The sequence below is a fragment of the Nostoc sp. UIC 10890 genome, from assembly GCF_054786515.1.
Window position 1 is genome coordinate 6,395,749 of record NZ_JBSGKF010000001.1, and the last position, 17,255, is coordinate 6,413,003.

General features: G+C 40.1%; 14 protein-coding genes and 1 CRISPR repeat array. Of the genes, 6 read left to right on the plus strand and 8 right to left on the minus strand.

What is annotated here, in order from left to right:
• Positions 1–145 precede the first annotated feature (145 nt).
• The 4 genes from ACWATR_RS26375 to ACWATR_RS26390 all read right to left on the minus strand — a co-directional run bounded on the left by ACWATR_RS26375 (position 146) and on the right by ACWATR_RS26390 (position 4,152).
• Positions 146–1,147 (minus strand): ABC transporter substrate-binding protein, encoded by a 1,002-nt coding sequence (locus tag ACWATR_RS26375; protein ID WP_460338833.1) that lies wholly within the window; start codon positions 1,145–1,147, stop codon positions 146–148.
• A gap of 836 nt (positions 1,148–1,983) precedes the next feature.
• The gene (locus tag ACWATR_RS26380) at positions 1,984–2,880 is read right to left on the minus strand and encodes an inositol oxygenase family protein (RefSeq protein WP_460338835.1); all 897 of its coding nucleotides are present in this window, start codon (positions 2,878–2,880) and stop codon (positions 1,984–1,986) included.
• A 323-nt stretch (positions 2,881–3,203) separates the two neighbouring features.
• Positions 3,204–3,527: a DUF1815 family protein gene (locus ACWATR_RS26385; protein WP_069069321.1), complete on the minus strand. Its 324-nt coding sequence runs from the start codon at positions 3,525–3,527 to the stop codon at positions 3,204–3,206.
• A 139-nt stretch (positions 3,528–3,666) separates the two neighbouring features.
• The gene (locus tag ACWATR_RS26390) at positions 3,667–4,152 is read right to left on the minus strand and encodes a gluconokinase (protein WP_460340693.1); all 486 of its coding nucleotides are present in this window, start codon (positions 4,150–4,152) and stop codon (positions 3,667–3,669) included.
• Between the two features lie 210 nt (positions 4,153–4,362).
• Between ACWATR_RS26390 and ACWATR_RS26395 the strand changes: the two genes are divergently transcribed.
• From ACWATR_RS26395 to tmk, 5 genes are all read left to right on the plus strand, one after another.
• A complete protein-coding gene (locus ACWATR_RS26395) occupies positions 4,363–5,394 on the plus strand; it encodes a LacI family DNA-binding transcriptional regulator (RefSeq protein ID WP_460338838.1) in 1,032 nt (343 codons plus the stop codon).
• Between the two features lie 43 nt (positions 5,395–5,437).
• Positions 5,438–6,865, plus strand: a complete 1,428-nt coding sequence (uxaC, locus tag ACWATR_RS26400) for a glucuronate isomerase (RefSeq protein ID WP_460338840.1) — start codon at positions 5,438–5,440, stop codon at positions 6,863–6,865.
• Positions 6,866–6,942: 77 nt separating this feature from the next.
• On the plus strand, positions 6,943–7,770 hold the full coding sequence (locus ACWATR_RS26405) for an SDR family oxidoreductase (RefSeq protein ID WP_460338842.1): 828 nt from the start codon (positions 6,943–6,945) through the stop codon (positions 7,768–7,770).
• 2 nt (positions 7,771–7,772) lie between these two features.
• Positions 7,773–9,041, plus strand: coding sequence for a lactate racemase domain-containing protein (locus ACWATR_RS26410; protein ID WP_460338844.1), 1,269 nt, complete (start codon positions 7,773–7,775; stop codon positions 9,039–9,041).
• A gap of 381 nt (positions 9,042–9,422) precedes the next feature.
• Positions 9,423–10,073 (plus strand): dTMP kinase, encoded by a 651-nt coding sequence (tmk, locus tag ACWATR_RS26415; protein ID WP_460338846.1) that lies wholly within the window; start codon positions 9,423–9,425, stop codon positions 10,071–10,073.
• A gap of 492 nt (positions 10,074–10,565) precedes the next feature.
• Positions 10,566–10,889: direct repeats of the CRISPR family, unit length 36 nt; unit sequence CTTTACATAACCACTTCCCCTAACGGGGATGTAAAC.
• 10 nt (positions 10,890–10,899) lie between these two features.
• On the opposite strand, the gene ACWATR_RS26420 is transcribed toward tmk, so the two are convergent.
• From ACWATR_RS26420 to ACWATR_RS26435, 4 genes are all read right to left on the minus strand, one after another.
• Positions 10,900–12,021, minus strand: coding sequence for an IS630 family transposase (locus ACWATR_RS26420; RefSeq protein ID WP_460329681.1), 1,122 nt, complete (start codon positions 12,019–12,021; stop codon positions 10,900–10,902).
• Between the two features lie 503 nt (positions 12,022–12,524).
• A complete protein-coding gene (locus tag ACWATR_RS26425) occupies positions 12,525–13,325 on the minus strand; it encodes an RMD1 family protein (protein ID WP_460338848.1) in 801 nt (266 codons plus the stop codon).
• Positions 13,326–14,046: 721 nt separating this feature from the next.
• Entirely contained in the window at positions 14,047–14,538 is a 492-nt protein-coding gene (gene msrA / locus ACWATR_RS26430) for a peptide-methionine (S)-S-oxide reductase MsrA (protein ID WP_460338850.1), read from the minus strand.
• Between the two features lie 317 nt (positions 14,539–14,855).
• The gene (locus ACWATR_RS26435; RefSeq protein ID WP_460338852.1) at positions 14,856–15,452 is read right to left on the minus strand and encodes a peroxiredoxin-like family protein; all 597 of its coding nucleotides are present in this window, start codon (positions 15,450–15,452) and stop codon (positions 14,856–14,858) included.
• A 313-nt stretch (positions 15,453–15,765) separates the two neighbouring features.
• On the opposite strand from ACWATR_RS26435, the gene ACWATR_RS26440 reads away from it, so the two are divergent.
• Positions 15,766–17,253, plus strand: coding sequence for a CIA30 family protein (locus tag ACWATR_RS26440; RefSeq protein ID WP_460338854.1), 1,488 nt, complete (start codon positions 15,766–15,768; stop codon positions 17,251–17,253).
• Positions 17,254–17,255: the final 2 nt, after the last annotated feature.

The window sequence follows — 17,255 nt, forward strand, 5'->3', positions numbered from 1 at the left end:
ATATCTCCTACAAGTCATTCTTACTCACACAAATTTGAAAACGATGTATTAAAAGAACAGGGTAAAATGTTTTAACCCTCCTGTATCAAGCCTTTTTCTGTGTTTTATAATTACGAATTACGAATTACGAATTACGAATTATAAATTACCAGCCTTGATAGCTGCTGAGGTTCTCTCTAGTAACCAACTTGACTGGAATTAGAATCTCAGATGACTCAGGTTTTTTACCCTGAATGATATCGTTGCCAATCTGAACCGCTTTTTGAGCCATCCCTGCGGGATTTTGAGCCGCAGTTGCAGCAAATAAACCATCTTTATCTTCCATTGCTTTGGTTGCATCTGGTGATCCATCAACCCCAACAATAAAAAATTCTTTACGTCTTGCTTGTCTAGCTGCTAAATCTGCGCCGACACCACTTTGGTCGTTAGTAGCAAAAACGGCATCAATTTTGGGAAAGGTTGTAAGCACATCGCTCATAACTCTTAGCCCTCCATCCCTTGTCCCTTCGGCGTTTTGGTCTTTAGAGATGAGTTTGATATCAGGATATTTGGATAATGACTTCTCACAGCCACTGACTCGCTGATTGATTGAGTCCATCGGAGTTCCGTTGAGGATGACTACACTACCTTGACCTTTGAGGCGATCAGCAATATATTGGCAAGCAACTTCTCCAGCTTGGGTATTGTTGGAGCTAATCATTGCATCCACATCTGCATCAACGGCTGAATCTACTGCAATCACAACCCTACCTGCAAGCCTTGCTTGATCAATAACTGGTTTAACTCCTTTTTTGTCAACAGCGCTGAGGATAATTAGGTCAGTATTCGCAGCCGTGAAATTTTCGATTTGGTTGCTTTGTTGGTTCAAGTCAAAGCCACTGGAAACCGCATTAACTCTGATATTACCCCCAAGTTTCTGGGCTTCTGTCTCAGCCCCCTTCTGCACTGCATTATAGAAGGGATTACCCAAGTCACCCAACGCAACGCCGATTGTTTGCAATTTTCTATTGGGAGTACCAAGACTCTCTGCACTTATATTGGTAGCAGTGTTAGTAGTATTAGTTGCAGCGTTGCCATTTTGAGCGCCATTCGTGCAACCAACAACCGCAAAACCTAATATGCCAACTATGAGCGAAATTCTTTTCATATTTATTTCTAACAACGGATTTAAATTTGAGAAAGATCAGCAGAATATAAATCTGCACATTCATCAAAATATGAACTAGGTCTGAAATTTTAGACCTAACTTAGTAATACTACTAGCTTTTGGAATTTCAACTCCAAAGGTCTTCTGCTTTGACGCAATTGCAGTTAGTGCTATTAGTTTCACGAGACTAGATGTTTTGTTTTTAAAGCAAAATCATTGAACATTACACTACTTCAAATAATCACATTATTTTTTGGTGAAATTACTTCGGTATTAGTGCGTAACCTGAAAACAGCTTTTAAGTGAAACTTCTAAAAACTGATTTTATTAAACTTGTAAATCTTTATTGGTTTTGACTTTTTTATTTTATCTCGCTCCAGTGCAAAAATTAATTTTGTTTACCGAACTTTACAAATTTAAAAGATTTTTAAATCTTTCGATATAACCCAAGTTATTCATTTAAAAGCCTTCGCATAAATCAGCCGATTCAATATTTTGGCTAATGTTAAAAACGTTAACATTTCTCAATCAAACTCCTTCAGAAAAGATACTGTTATAGTAGAGAACTCTTGGATTGTGAATGCTATGTTTTGAGAAATGTAAACATCCTTTAGTTAAGTTTTCTAAGTTGACTCAAATCTGCTTGTCAAGAGTATTTATTTGTTATTGCTCGTCCATGACTTAAAGGCAATAAAGGAGTAAACAATATAATACTTTTAAACCTAATTAGGGATAAATAAAATTTACATATCTGTTTTATTCTCTTACAGATGTAATATTTTGTTATTGCTCTATCCCTTCATTGTTCAAGGATTCTGAATTCTTTTTCAAGCAGTTTAAAACTTTAATGTTGCAGGCAAATATTTAGCAACTAAGTCTTCATAGTATGGTTTTAATTTCTGCCAATCAGGAGGAATAGGGTTTTTGGAATACAAATCGTATGGATTGAATAACTTCACCCATTTAAACATTTCTTGATCGTGTTTATCCATCAAATGTTCATACGCATTTTCACGATGTTGAGGATAAAATGAGTGATAGCGAAGCATATACAATGCAGGTTCGGGCAAATAGTTTTTCATCATCTGATAAAAATACTCATCATGCCCCCATGAAATATGTACATTACTCAATCCACACTTTGGCTCATAAATTCCATATTTAGTGTTGTAATCGGGGTTATTATAATCAGGATTTTCTTTGAAAAATTCTGAGAAAACAATTTTATCAGAAAATGCACAACCTACAGGATAAGTATCGCCTACAGTAGCCCATTGAGGCTCACCAAATAGACAAAGTACCTTCCCCATATCGTGAAAGAAGCCGGTAAGTACCATCCAATCAGGATGACCATCAGCGCGAATAGCTTCTGATGTTTGCAATAAATGTTGTAATTGATCCATGTCTGTATCAGGATCGGAATCATCAACCAATTGATTCAAAAATTCGACTGCATCCCAAACAGACATTTCTTTCTTGTCAAACTTTAAAAATTCTTTTTCTTTTTGAAGTACAAAATCGTATGTTTGATTAATATGGTTTAATCGATAAAACTCTTTTACCGTATCTCTAATAGTCGTTTCGTAATTTCTGTACTCTTCAGTTGTTTTACCTTCTTTAACTATGCTTTCTGGATCGGGATAGCGATTAAGTAAGTCTTCTTCCCATTCTTCTAGAGAATATAAGGGATTGTTTTGAGCTTGAGCAATCACATTATTTAGAGTTTGAGACATATCTTCCTACTTGTCGATATTGATTTGTTAAATGGTACTTTTGCGCTCCCTTATGCACAGGTGTGCAAAGCCTGTTTTAAACTTATTTTTTATTTTTGCACACGTGTGCAAAAGCGGGTGTTAAGTTTCATTTCGTATTTTTACAGCTATGATGATTTACTTCACCCGCTTTTCTTCGATCTTTTGGGTTCCGAAGAAAAATCGTACTTTTGCTTTTTGCACACTTGTGTATGAATTGACTAATATAAGCTAATCTTTTGTATTACACACCTGTGCAAAACCTATATTTATGTTTTTTTGTTGTCGGACTCAGCTAGGGGGTATCAAATTGCTAATTGCACAGCAGTAGAATACTTAACAAGATTAGCCAACTCTTCTAGCTGATTTATTGCTTCTGCACCCTCTAACTTCATTAATTCGCGATCGTCCCACAATTCCATCCAAGTAATCCCGTAATCAGAGACTAAAAACCGAATTAGGTGTTTTTCTCTGAGGCTAACTATAAATGAAGCACTCTTCATTTGGTCGCCGCATGTATAACAAGAGGCAGTATAACCACGTCGCTCAAGTATAATTGTCAAGGCTTGCAGGTTCATTACCAAGTCTTGGACGAATTGTTGATGTTGTTGCGCTAATCTTAGAAACACTAGTTTTCTCCTACCACTCCAATTTATGTGGTTGCTTTTATAATTTATTTAGACTTACATCTGATGTAATTTAGTTGCCAAAAGTTCGTGTTTTCGTAGAGACGTGATTAATCTTAATATTACGGTTGTCATCAATAACCTAAATTTCCAAAGCTGTTCTAATGTTTTGGACAATTATCTGCGGTGGCTGTGCAATATCCATAGATATGGTATCTAACGGTTCTTCAAGAGTATTGAACTGACTACCGAGGAGTTTTTCATTCATGTAATGATTGCTACGCTCTTGTAACCGTGCTTGAATTAACTCATAAGATCCTTTCAGGTAAACTAGCTTAATGCGATCGCTATCCAGTAGCAAAAATTGCCGATAGCTATCTTTTAAAGCCGAACACGCCAGCACCACACTTTTATTTTCTTGCAGCCAGTGTTTAATAGCTGTTTGCAAATCTTGTAACCAAGGCATTCTGTCTGCTTCACTCAGGGGGATACCACATCGCATTTTCTCAACATTTTCTGGCGAGTGGAAAGTATCCGCGTCGCTAAACTCCCATTCTAACGAATCTGCTAACAGTTTTCCGATGGTAGTTTTGCCGGAACCAGATACACCCATGACGATAATAATCATTGACTGCTGAATCATCTTTTTATTAAGAAAAGTTAAGCTAATTCGTAATTCCTAATTCGTAGTTGTAGTTATGGGTGGAGGTAAAAGTCAGGACTTCTAACTCCTTTTTATGCAAAATGTGAGTTGTATAAATCTCTTGACAAATAACGATTATTTTCTATAATACATACAAATGCACACGTGTGCAATAGTTAATTACTAAGATAAAAAATGAATAAACGAAGAATTTCAATTGAAGATATTGCCCGCAGAGCAGGGGTTTCTCATTCTACAGTTTCACGCGCTTTGCGAGATAACGCTCTAATTAGCCCAAAAGTGCGAGAAGAAATTAAGCGACTGGCGCAGGAGATGAGCTATGTGCCAAATGCTATTGCTCAAAGTTTACAAAATAAGCGTACAAATACTATTGGTGTAGTAGTAACTTCAATCGCAGATCCTTTTTTTGCTGAGGTAGTAGAGGGAATCGAGAAGATAGCCAGACCAGCAGGTTTGAGTGTTTTGTTGAGTGCTTCACACCGAGATTTTGAGCAGGAAATGGCAGCTATTGATACTTTTCATCGCCGGAGAGTGGATGGGATCTTAGTAGCTGATTCACGAATTAGTAAGCAGCATATCAAACAACTTACGCAAATTGCTGTGCCAACAGTTCTGATTAATAGTCAGACCGAAGATCAATCCGAAATATTACACTCAGTAGCAATAGACGATCGCTTAGGTGCTAAATTAGCCACAGAGCATCTAATAAGTTTGGGACACACCGCTATTGGTTATCTTGGGGTAGGCGATCGCAGCAGGTCGAACCAGCAGCGCCTAGAAGGGTATCAAATGGCCCTTGCGGAAGCTGGTATTCCACCAAATACAGATTGGGTTTCAATTAGTGATGAATACGATACCAGAACCAGCGATGTGAACACCGGAAAAAATATGCTGTCTAAACTATTATCTGCGGAAGTTACAGGCATATTTTGTTACAACGATATGGTGGCGATTGGCGCTCTGTTAGCTTGTCAAGAATTAGGTATTTTAGTACCGCGAAATTTAAGTCTCGTCGGATTTGATGGTATTGCTCTAGGCTGTTATGTTACACCAGCACTGACCACAGTTAGCCAGCCAATGTTAGAAATTGGTGGCTATGCTATGCAAATGTTACTCGATTTATTAGAAGAAAAAACTGTAGAAAACCGCGTTTTATCTCCTTTTTTAGTAGAGCGTGGTAGTAGTGCAGCATTATTAACAATTTAAGATTGAAGACAATTTATTTGAAACTTTTAACCAAATAAAAAGTATGTTAACTAAAAAACCGAGTTTATCTCCTGATCGCTGTTTTTCTCCAGAACCAGTTCAAAGACGACTTGCACATCAATTTTTTGACAGTATATCTGCGTTACCTCTAGTTTGCCCACATGGACACGTAGATCCAGCTTTGTTAGCTAATCCCGCAGCCCGTTTTGGTTCACCGACGGAATTACTGATTATTCCTGACCACTACCTTTTGCGGATGCTCTACAGTCGGGGTGTACCTCTGCAAGCTTTGGGTATACATACTAATGATGGTTCACCAGTAGAAACCAACCACCGCAAAATCTGGCAATTGTTCGCAGACCATTTTTATCTATTCCAGGGTACTCCCTCTGGGTTGTGGCTGAAAGAGGAACTAACTAACGTCTTTGGTGTAGATGAACCTTTAAATTCTCACAATGCTGGACATATCTATGATTATCTAGAAGGTTTGTTAGCTTCATCTAAATTTTCCCCTCGTGCTTTATTCAAACGCTTTAACATCGAAGTGCTTTGTACTACCGACGCCGCCAGTGATAACCTAGAGAATCAGCGATCGCTCCACGAAGAAGGTTTCACTCAAATTAGACCAACTTTTCGCCCAGATGCAGTAGTTAACCTAGATGCTCCTGGTTGGCGGGAAAATCTTACTAAATTGGAAAGCAGTATCGGTAGAGAAATTAATACTTACGCCACTTTTGTGCAAGCTCTCGAAGAACGTCGAGCTTTCTTTAAAAAAATGGGTGCGACAGCTACCGATCAAGGTGCAGCTACACCTTATACCACACGCCTTTCTGACCAAGAAGCTGAAGCTATCTTTGCGAGAGCATTAGCCGACAAGCTGAATCCAGGTGATGTAGAAAATTTTACCGGTCATATCTTCATGGAAATGGCGCGGATGAGTGTGGAAGATGGCTTGGTGATGCAAATGCATTGTGGTGTGATGCGTAACCATAACCCGACTTTATTTGAGAGATTTGGATCTGATAAAGGCGCTGATATTCCCGTAAAAATAGAATGGACTCAAAATCTGCGTCCGTTGTTGTCAGCTTACGGTAATGATCCGCGCTTCCATTTAATCATTTTTGGTATGGATGAAAGCACTTATAGCCGTGAGATGGCTCCGTTAGCTGGTCATTATCCTACTGTATTGCTGGGGCCGCCTTGGTGGTTTCACGACAGCGTAAATGGTATGGAGCGTTATTTCAATCAGGTAATGGAAACTGCTGGAATTTATAATACTGCTGGATTTAATGATGATACACGGGCTTTCGTTTCAATTCCGGCTCGTCATAATGTCTGGCGGCGGGTAGCTTGTAATTGGTTGGCTGGATTGGTTGCGCGGGGATTGGTTGAGGAGGAGGAGGGGTATGGTATGGCTCGTGCTTTGGCTTATGACCTCGCTAAGGTTGCTTATAAGTTTGAGGGGAATTGAGGGGGAATTTAAACGCAGAGGAGCGCGGAGGGAAGCGCGGAGGTACGCAGAGAGTTTTACTAAGTGGGGGAATCATTTTGATTTTAAGTAAACTTTTTAGTTTGAAGGAGCAGGTAGCGGTAGTTACTGGTGGTTCTGGTGTGCTTGGTGGGGCTATGGCAAAGGGTTTGGCTCTGGCGGGAGCGCGAGTTGTGGTTTTGGGTCGTAATGAAGCACGGGCGGGGGCTGTGGTGGCTGAGATTACTGCTAATGGTGGAGAAAGTATCGCTGTGGTGGCAGATGTTAGCGATCGCTCCCAATTAGAAATTGCCAGGGATTATATTATACAGTGTTGGGGTGAAATAGATATCTTGGTAAACATGGCTGGCGGGAATATTCCGGCTGCCACAATTACCCCTGATGCGACTATTTTTGATATGCCACATCCAGCCTTTGAGGAAGTAGTTAGCCTCAACTTACTTGGCACTCTACTACCTTGTCAGGTTTTTGGTCAAGCAATGGTGGAAAAAAATCAGCCCCACGGTTGTATTGTCAATATTTCTTCTATGTCTGCTATCCGAGTGATTAGTCGGGTGGTTGGTTACTCAGCCGCTAAAGCCGGGATAGATAACTTTACTCGCTGGTTAGCGGTAGAACTCGCCCAAAAGTATGGTGATGGAATGCGAGTAAATGCGATCGCACCAGGTTTCTTTATTGGCGAACAAAATCGAGATTTACTCTTAAATTCTGATGGTAGTTTGACCGTTCGCGGGCAAAAAATCATTGAGCATACCCCCGCCGGACGTTTCGGAAAACCAGATGAATTACTCAGCACTTTGATCTGGTTATGTAGTTCAGGCTCTAGTTTCGTTAACGGGGTAGTTGTGCCAGTAGATGGTGGATTTAGTATCTACAGTGGAGTTTAATAATGTATTCACTGGCTGTAAATAACGGCACACTTTCAGATGAGCAACTTTCTGCGCTAATTCATCAAGCTTTAAAAGACCCTAAGTTAGATGGACAGCGCATCTTAGTGTTAATTCCAGATAGTACCCGCACTGCTCCCATCCCGCAAATGTTTCGATTGCTGCATCAGGAGTTGGGTAAAAGAGTAGCGGCTCTGGATTTTTTAATTGCTCTGGGTACACATAATCCTATGAGTGAAGAACAGATTAATCACTTGGTGGGAGTGACACCGGAGGAGCGAGAGACAACTTTTAAAAAAGTTCGCATATTTAACCATCTTTGGAATGAGCCAGATACCTTTATTTCTTGTGGAGTAATTTCGGCAGATGAGATAGCAGAAATTAGTAGTGGAATGCTGCATCAAGAAGTTGATGTGCGTGTTAATAAGCTTGTCACCGAATACGATTTAATCATGATTTGCGGCCCAGTTTTTCCCCACGAAGTTGTCGGTTTCTCTGGTGGAAATAAATATTTTTTTCCCGGTATTGGTGGTCAGGAAGTAATTAATCTCTCACACTGGTTAGGTGCTTTAATCACTTGTTACGAAATTATTGGTACACTCGGAATAACACCAGTCCGGCGTTTGATTAACCGAGCCGCTAGCCTGATTTCTACCCCAAAGCTTTGTTTGGCGATGGTGGTCGCACCGAAAACAAATCAGCTAGCTGGACTTTATATAGATCAACCAGAGTCAGCCTGGGAAGCTGCTGCACAATTATCAGCTAAACTGCATATTAAATATGTAGATCAGCCTTTTAAACAAGTGCTTTCAGTCATGCCCCAAATGTACGATGACATTTGGACAGCAGCTAAAGGAATGTACAAACTAGAGCCAGTAGTAGCTGATGGAGGTGAGGTCATTATATATGCTCCTCACATTACCGAATTTAGCTATACACACGGCGAAATTTTATCTCAAGTTGGCTATCATGTGCGGGATTACTTTCTCAAACAGTGGCATAAATTCCAAGAGTATCCTGCTGGAGTGCTGGCTCATAGTACTCATTTAAAAGGGATGGGTACTTTTGATCCGACAGAAGGGGAACAAGCACGGATTCGTGTCACTTTAGCTACTGGCATTTCTGCTGAACGCTGTGCTGCTCATAACTTGAGCTATCGTGACCCGGATACTATTAGACTAGCAGAATGGGCTAATCGAGAGGATGAAGGTATATTGGTTGTACCGAAAGCTGGCGAGATACTGTACCGTTTAAGTTCCAGCAAATTTTAGTGACTCAATCATAGAGACGCGATAAATCGCCGTCTCTACAAGTGTTTTGGTTTTATCTGGCTGGTTCCTAGCCTCCCTGACTTTTCACGGCATCTAGAAAACCTCTCTCTAAATCTCTCTCCTTCTAGGAGAGAGACTTTGAATTTCCCCCTTCCCGATGCGGGAAGGGGGTTAGGGGGTTAGGTTAATCGTTACCTTTTCCACATAACGTGAAAAGTTAGCCTAGCCTCCAGGCTGGGAACGAGGAAATACAAGACTTTGGGCTTATCTGAGTGCCATTAAATCTTAGATTGCGATCGCGATCGCAATCTAAGATTTTTTACTTCGCGCTATTCTTGATCAAACGTCAGCGAATCAGTTTATAGCAGCGAACAAAAAAGCATGGGTGGGAAATTAATTGTATTTGAAGGGGTGGAAGGCTGTGGCAAAACCAGCCAAATGCAGCTTTGTTCTGAGTGGTTGGAAAGTCTCGGTGTTTCTGTGCTGGTAACTCGCGAACCAGGGGGAACAGAGTTAGGTGTACATCTTCGCCGCTTGCTACTAGAAAAGTCAGAAGATAAACCAGTTGCAGAGGTGACAGAACTCTTATTGTATGCTGCTGACCGATCGCAACACGTTGAACAAGAACTTAAACCGCAACTGCAAGCTGGGAAATATATTTTATGCGATCGCTACACTGACTCTACCATTGCCTACCAAGGATATGGTCGCGGTCTGAATATGAGTTTAATCAATCAGCTTAACCATATTGCTACTGCTGGTTTAGAAAGTGACCTAACTATTTGGCTAGATGTCGATGTCGAAGTTGGACTGTCCCGCAAACTCTCAGACCAACTAGGATTAGACCGCATTGAACAAGAGACAATCGCTTTTCATCGTCGCGTTCAGCAAGGATACGCACATTTAGCAGCATCCCATCCCTCACGAATTGTACGGGTAGATGGCAGTTTGAGTAAAGAAGCTGTCCAACAGGTAATTCAAGGAATTTTGCGCGTACAACTAACTGCACTTGGCGAGGTAGGGCAAAAATAAAACAGGAGTCAGAATTCAGAATTCAGAATTCAGAATTGGTGAACACTCTGCCCATAAAGGGATAGAGTTTTAAGGTGAGAATATTTTAATTTTTTTCGCTTGACTTCGGGCGTTAGCCTAGCGGGACGTTCGCGGTAGCGTCTCTAAGAGTTGTACGGTTTTAACCAATATTCGTCACCCACTCGTACAGAATTCATACTGAATACTAAATACTGAATTCTGACTCCTGAGTTCTGAATTCTTCTTATAACCTAATACTTGACAATCATAGGTAACGTGCTATACCTTTTTTAGAATGTGTTGATGCTCATCTACACACCTCGCCCGAACCTTGAAAACCGCATAATTCCGTTGAGGTGTGTCGATGCCTTACGCAGTAAGCTTTTCAGACTGCAAAATTGATACTTTTTTAAAAATTTTTTGTACTTTTCAAGAGGTGTGTCGATTGGGGTATCTGAAACCCTCTCCCAGTAAGGTTTCCAAAAGGTAACTCTTTACATAACCACTTCCCCTAACGGGGATGTAAACTCTGTTCTTGACACGCGCATTCCATGCGTAACCTTTACATAACCACTTCCCCTAACGGGGATGTAAACGTGACAGCTCCTACTCCAGCTAATCCTGAAAATGCAATCCTTTACATAACCACTTCCCCTAACGGGGATGTAAACAATTCCTAGCTTTGAAAGCAAGTTGAACATTTCAATCTTTACATAACCACTTCCCCTAACGGGGATGTAAACTAAAAACTATTACCCCTCCTGCTGCAACAAGCAAACCTTTACATAACCACTTCCCCTAACGGGGATGTAAAGCTAATCAGCATTTAAGCTGCAACATAGCTGAAATTACCTTTATGTTTTATATTCCGATGCCACCTAATCACTAACTCGCCTTGATTCAACAGCTTATCTAGCAGTGATTTTAATTCATCTACTGATTTAAATAACCGATGAGCAATATATTCTTTACATGAATGCCAGACTAACTCGATAATGTTGTAATCAGGGCTGTAAGCGGGCAAGAACTCTAGAACAAAATTTGGGAATTCTTCAGATATTTTAGCTAGAACATCTTTGCGTTTATGAAAACTAGCATTATCTAAAATTAAAATAATCTTTGGCCCATATTTCGCAAAATCCTCACCAAGGTTTCCTTTGCTTACCCATTCTTGCTTAATTAATTCATTTAATTGTTGTAATTGCTCATAAAAAATATCTGCGTTCCCTTTTTTAACAAAAAAGCATACTCGTTTTCGGTCTAGTTCTCTGATTGCCCCCATTACATTTACTCGACCACAACGCCGTTGACCTGGAACATTCTTGCGTTTTCCTTTTTTACCCCAACCCTTGCGACGAATCACGCGTAAACTAAAACCGCTCTCGTCCCAAAACCATACCTGTAAACGCTCTGGTTGCTCTCGCGCTATTGATAAATATTGAGTAAGTTTCTCTTTAAACTTCGCTCTTTCAATAGGATTTTGTTTATCTTCTAGGTCATATTTAGCCCAGATATAACTATACTTTTTTCTCTTTAATATCCTCCTAACCTGAGAGCTACTTAAATCAATTCCTGTTTCTTTTGTTAAATATGTGGCTAATCTTTCTGCCGTCCATCTGCCGAAGTCGTAGCCTAAATCTGATGGTTCTTGGTCAACAGTTTTTAATAACAGTTCAATATATTCAGGAGTCGCTTTTCGATAATGTTCATACTCTCTTTTATTATGTAGAGTTTCTAGCTCATCTGGATCACCATGCATACACCAATATGCCACTGTTCTGTGCGAACAGCCTAAAAATTTAGCAATTTCATGTTGCGGTTTCCCATCATTCTGTAGCAGAATAATTAAAATTCTTTCCCTGACGTGTGGTTTGTCGCTCTCTTTTAGAGCTTGCTGTAAGGAGCTAACTTGTTCTGGCGTTAAAAAGTTCTTGGCTGGGGGCGGCATCGTCGCTTTTAAACGGCTTCATCTTCTTATTATGCAACTTAAGTGACGATTAGCTAAACAAAACAATTGTCGAATTCATTGACTTTTCCTCAAAATCTTTACATAACCACTTCCCCTAACGGGGATGTAAACAATATTGCTGCCCCACCAACTCCATAGTTGAGTAGAGCTTTACATAACCACTTCCCCTAACGGGGATGTAAACTTTACGTGCTTTTCCACACCAAGTGTTTCAAAGCAACTTTACATAACCACTTCCCCTAACGGGGATGTAAACGAACATTGTGCCGCAAATTGCGGTGTTATTAAACCGTTCATACTTTACATAACCACTTCCCCTAACGGGGATGTAGACCATAAGTCTGGTTATGTGTATTTCATGTGTGACCTTTACATGAGGGACTTCCCCTAACGCTGTATCTAAGTTTTTTAATTGCGAATTGCGTTAGCGGAGCGGAGCGTTAGCCCATTGCGAATTGCGAATTGGTATCACAACCCTAAATTTAGCCTTTGAAAATGATGTCGTACAGTGACAGTAGAATTTCTACCACAATCAGAATCACGACATACCACTCTACACGCTGACTACTGCTATGCTGCATAAACTCCAGCACTGTTTGGGCAGTTTGAGCAATTAAATCTAGTTTACGTTCCAGGGCGTGGTGACGCTCACGGATTTCGTATTCATCTTCCAAGCGCAGATATAAGTTTTCTAGCTGTGGGGATTCCCAGAGCAACTCCGGCTTATCGATAATCTCTACTTGACCGACAATTTTATGTTGAACTAATAAGGTAGTCCCTAGTTGACGCAGTAATTCCCGGCTCTGGTGTCTACTTCTGTTTTCACGCTGGAGACTAGCTGCAAACGGTTCAATTTGATCGAATACAGTCGCTAGGCTGGTTTCATAGTGAGACAGCACAACACTCTTGGCGAGAATATCAGCCACTATCTGCAAGCGTTCTATACTCAATTCATGCAGTAAAATTTTTCCTTCCTTAGCTCGTTCACTGTCCGTAATACTGAGTTGAACTTCCACCTCTTCTGTTTCCGGATTGGCAAAAGAACCACTAATTTGAGAGGATAGTTTGCTCAAAAAGGCTACTTTTTCTACAGGCTCAAGGTTAAACAGGACAACCACACCATAGGCCAGCAATACTGCGTAGCCTGCTTCACCTGCTCTAACCATTAGTGGCATACTCGCCAAGGAAACGTAATTATCTAGGGTCTGTAAGTTAATACCTTTACCAAGGAATAGGGCCTGTGCTTTAAATCTTTCTTTATCATGAAAAAGGAGTTTTTGCATTGTTGCCCGGAAGCTATATTTTGCCTGCTTTACTGCTTTGGTAGCGATACTAAATTACATAGTACGTCATCCGAGCGATCGCTATGTTAGTAATGAATGACTTACGCAAAATTGCTTTATATGTAGGTTTTCTCCCAAGGGGAGACGCCAAGGGCGATAACGCAGCGTTAGCGAGTCTGCGAGCGTCTGCGGTTTCCCCAAGTGGAGCGACTGGCGTGGGTTAGGGGGGATCTAAAAGTGCCTAAAGTCACAGCGAAACACTTTTAAAACAACCTCTAAGAGGTTGTTTTAAAAGTCCTGTTGTTGGTAGCGAGAAGTTTTAGATCCCCCTAAATCCCCCTTAAAAAGGGGGACTTTAAGAAGTTTCCCCCCTTAAAAAGCTACGGTGTACACACAAGTCCTAAAAACCCAGCTTGATAAGCATTTCCTCGTTCCCAGTCGGAGACTGGGAATGCATTCATTGAGTCTCTGACTCAATATCTGACTAGAGGCAGAGCCTCTAAATCAGGCATTCCCATGCTCTGCATGGGAACGAGATCAACAAGAAAACAATGAATGGAAAATCAAGCTTTTTTCGACTTGTGTGTACACCGTAGTTTTTAAGGGGGGCTAGGGGGGATCAATAGGTGCTGAAAGTCACAGCTAACCACTTTTATATAAAACAACCTCTAAGGGGATTTGCAACATTCGGCTTTTAAGATTCCCTCAATCCAGTGAAAGATTAGCCTATCCTGTAAGACGCTCGTCCACGCTTCTCCAGATATTGTTGATGATATTCTTCTGCTCTGTAGAACTGCGGTGCAGGTACAATCTCAGTCACAATTGCCTTTTTGCCGTAACGAAAACCATTCTCAAGCAGTTCCTTGGAAGCTCTTGCTAGCAATTCCTGCTCTGTAGTGTGAAAAAATATAACTGACCGATATTGAGAATCAACATCTGGCTCCTGATAGCTTGATGTTGTGGGATTGTGCTTATTCCAAAACACATCTAGCAGTTCATCATAAGATACTATTGCCGGATCATATTCCACTTCCACTACCTCAGCGTGTCCAGTTTTGCCTCTACAGACATCTTCATAAGTTGGATTCTCAAAGTGTCCGCCACTGTAACCAACAGCCGTAGAAGTTACGCCTTTTAGTTGACGAAATGCTGCTTCAACTCCCCAGAAACAGCCTGCTCCAAATGTCGCTTTTTGTAGAGTAGTATTTTGCATATCTTTGACAACTTTTTTGTGATAATTTTAAAGAAAATTCATCAAATCAGACATACTATTGAAAAATTTTTCTTGAAATTGCCTGATTTCTACTAACTACTATGATGACAGATAATCCTGATATGAGTCTGATATAGGATTCATATTTGATTTCTGAAAAAACTCAGTACAACTAAGAAGCCTTCTTGACTGTTCCCTGTTGCCTATTGCCTATTGCCTGTCTACGCAAATTCGTTCAGAAATCAAAGCGGGTTACTATATAAAGCTGAGTATTATCTAAGAATTGGAAAAAATAGTGGAAATATAGAATTAACATTCTAGCTTTTGCTAACTATAGAAATATTTCGTAGAATACTCACAATTTCAATTGGGTCTAACCGTTTAGTATAATCTGGATCAACAAAAGCATAAACAATTTTTCCATCTTGAGAAACTACAAATGTAGCTGGGATAGGTAATTCAAAAGACTCATCTCCATTGTATCTAGGTAACACATGGCCTTTCTCGTGTAATATATGTCTTAGAGACTCTGGAATTTGAAACACAATCCCAAATTGACGAGCAATCATATTGCTGTGATCGCTCAATACTTCATAAGTTAGTTCATGTTTTTCTATAGTTGAGATAGTATGGCGAACAGTTTGAGGTGAAATAGCAATTAGTGATGCTCCTAATGTTTGAATTGCAGGTAATGCTTGCTGGAGTCCTGCTAGTTCCAAGTTACAGAAAGGACACCAAGAACCTCGAAAAAAGGAAATAACTACAGCCCCACTAGTCAGTAGTTTTTCTATTTCTACTGATTGACCGAAAGAATTAGGTAGAATGAAATTAGGAATAATATCACCTACCTTTAAAGTTTGGTCAATCATACTAGAAGAAATTAGCTCATTTTTAAGAGACTCTGTAAAATTCATCGTAATTTCCCTGAAAGTTAACTTATACTTTTATGTACCTTTCTAGAGAAATACTGTTGCAGTGAATTTACTGAAAAGTAATAAAATACATTTTTTAATAAAACTAGACCCTTGAATTTGCATTGCCGGGATAATTGCTTTAAGTGCCAAGGGATGATTATCATCTACGATTTTGGTTGTTTTTATACACGTTAAGCCATTCGATAAAAATAATACCAATACCGTACTTAATCAAGTGTAAAATAAATAATACTTGAACTACTTCTTCATCGGCTGATTGGGCTAGACTTAAGAAAGTTATGAGGACGCAAATATGACTGACAAAAATCGTTCTCAATGGGACTTAGGCAGGTTTATCGAAACCCTGACCTACTTTGAGGTAATTCCTTTCCTTAACTGGGTACAGCAGTTAATCCAAGGTCGTCCTAAGGATAATCAATATAGACCCAATGGAGGAAGAAACGTGGGTGTAATATTAGTAGCAGGTGCAACAGGTGGTGTAGGTAAACGAGTAGTGCTGCGATCGCTTGAGCAAGGTTATAAAGTTCGCGCACTAGTACGAGATATTGACAAAGCGCGGTCAATTCTTGGTAACGATATAGATTTAGTAGTTGCGGATATTACTCAACCAGAAACTTTAACTCCTTTAGTTATGGCTAATATCCAAGCTGTAGTTTGTTGTACAGCAGTGCGCGTACAACCAGTTGAGGGAGACACAGCAGATAGAGCCAAATATTATCAAGGTGTTAAATTTTACCAACCAGAAATCGTTGGTGACACCCCAGAAAATGTAGAATATCAAGGTGTCAAAAACTTAGTCCAAGCTGCGGCCAAATATTTACCCCAAGCAAACGAAAAACTAATATTTGATTTCACCAAGCCATCAGCAGAATTAAAAGATAACTGGGGAGCGTTAGATGATGTTGTTATGGGTGGCGTGAGTGCCAGTAATATTCAACTAGTAGAAAATACAGCTATATTTGCTGGTAATGTCTCCACCGCTAACTCTGGCGGATTTGCTTCTGTCAGAACTAAGAATTTTGATCCACCCTTCAACTTATCTGGTTACCTAGGTGTGAAATTGCGCGTCAAAGGTGACGGTCAGCGTTATAAAATCTTTCTGCGAACAGATACAAAATGGGATGGTATTGGCTACAGCTATTCCTTTGACACGGTAGCTAATACCTGGATCGATATTCATATTCCTTTTGCAGATTTGGTTCCCGTATTTCGGGCAAAAGTTGTCAAAGATGCGCCGCCAATTGAGCAAAGTAGAATTTGTTCATTCCAACTGATGTTGAGCAAATTTGAATATGATGGCGCTTTAAATCCCAAATTTACTGCTGGTGGTTTTGCTTTTCAGTTGGAATCAATTAAAGCTTATGGCGGGACAACTTTACCACAATTTATCCTCGTCAGTTCAGCAGGTGTAACCCGTCCCGGACGCCCTGGCATTAATTTAGATGAAGAACCCCCAGCGGTGAAGTTAAATGACCAATTGGGAGGAATTTTAACTTGGAAATTGAAGGGAGAAGATAGTTTAAGAGAAAGCGGAATTCCTTATACGATTATTAGACCTTGTGCTTTAACTGAAGACGCAGGAGGTAAGGAATTAATATTCGAGCAAGGTGATAATATTAAGGGGAAAATCAGCCGTGAAGATGCGGCAAAACTTTGTGTACAAGCGCTAAAACTAGAAAAAGCGTGTAATGTCACCTTTGAGGTTAAACAGGGAGAAAATACTGTCAACTCTATCGATTGGCAGAGTTTATTTTCTAACTTACAACCAGATAAAAAATGAAA

What these genes read in the sequence shown, in the direction of transcription:
- ACWATR_RS26375 (WP_460338833.1), bottom strand. Translation starts at nt 1,147, where the DNA reads ATGAAAAGAATTTCGCTCATAGTTGGCATATTAGGTTTTGCGGTTGTT.
- ACWATR_RS26380 (WP_460338835.1), bottom strand. Translation starts at nt 2,880, where the DNA reads ATGTCTCAAACTCTAAATAATGTGATTGCTCAAGCTCAAAACAATCCC.
- ACWATR_RS26390 (WP_460340693.1), bottom strand. Translation starts at nt 4,152, where the DNA reads ATGATTATTATCGTCATGGGTGTATCTGGTTCCGGCAAAACTACCATC.
- ACWATR_RS26395 (WP_460338838.1), top strand. Translation starts at nt 4,363, where the DNA reads ATGAATAAACGAAGAATTTCAATTGAAGATATTGCCCGCAGAGCAGGG.
- uxaC (WP_460338840.1), top strand. Translation starts at nt 5,438, where the DNA reads ATGTTAACTAAAAAACCGAGTTTATCTCCTGATCGCTGTTTTTCTCCA.
- ACWATR_RS26410 (WP_460338844.1), top strand. Translation starts at nt 7,773, where the DNA reads ATGTATTCACTGGCTGTAAATAACGGCACACTTTCAGATGAGCAACTT.
- tmk (WP_460338846.1), top strand. Translation starts at nt 9,423, where the DNA reads ATGGGTGGGAAATTAATTGTATTTGAAGGGGTGGAAGGCTGTGGCAAA.
- ACWATR_RS26420 (WP_460329681.1), bottom strand. Translation starts at nt 12,021, where the DNA reads ATGCCGCCCCCAGCCAAGAACTTTTTAACGCCAGAACAAGTTAGCTCC.
- ACWATR_RS26425 (WP_460338848.1), bottom strand. Translation starts at nt 13,325, where the DNA reads ATGCAAAAACTCCTTTTTCATGATAAAGAAAGATTTAAAGCACAGGCC.
- msrA (WP_460338850.1), bottom strand. Translation starts at nt 14,538, where the DNA reads ATGCAAAATACTACTCTACAAAAAGCGACATTTGGAGCAGGCTGTTTC.
- ACWATR_RS26435 (WP_460338852.1), bottom strand. Translation starts at nt 15,452, where the DNA reads ATGAATTTTACAGAGTCTCTTAAAAATGAGCTAATTTCTTCTAGTATG.
- ACWATR_RS26440 (WP_460338854.1), top strand. Translation starts at nt 15,766, where the DNA reads ATGACTGACAAAAATCGTTCTCAATGGGACTTAGGCAGGTTTATCGAA.